At 66.7% G+C, this 237-nt stretch carries 1 protein-coding gene; it reads right to left on the bottom strand.

What is annotated here, in order from left to right; genetic code table 11:
• Positions 1 to 237, bottom strand: a 237-nt coding sequence (locus IG98_RS46440; protein WP_037973183.1) for an RICIN domain-containing protein, incomplete at both ends; no start/stop codon positions are given.

The raw sequence follows: 237 nt of genomic DNA, 5'->3' as shown, positions 1-237 counted from the left end.
CGCCACTGCTGGTTGGTGCCGTTGCCGTCGGCCCACTGGACGATCGAGCCGCCGTTGGCGGTCGAGAAGTTGTAGACGTCGAGGACCTTGCCGGAGTGGCGGGACTTGATGCGGTAGTAGCCGCCGCCGCTGTCGACGAACTGCCACTGCTGCTGGTTGCCGTTGTTGCGGGTCCACTGGGTGATGCGGGCGCCGTCGTTGGTGGCCAGGTTGTAGACGTCCAGGGCCTTGCCGCTG

This window comes from Streptosporangium amethystogenes (assembly GCF_000721075.1).
In the GTDB taxonomy this organism is placed as follows: domain Bacteria; phylum Actinomycetota; class Actinomycetes; order Streptosporangiales; family Streptosporangiaceae; genus Streptosporangium; species Streptosporangium amethystogenes.
This window is presented reverse-complemented; position numbering and strand designations above follow the sequence as displayed.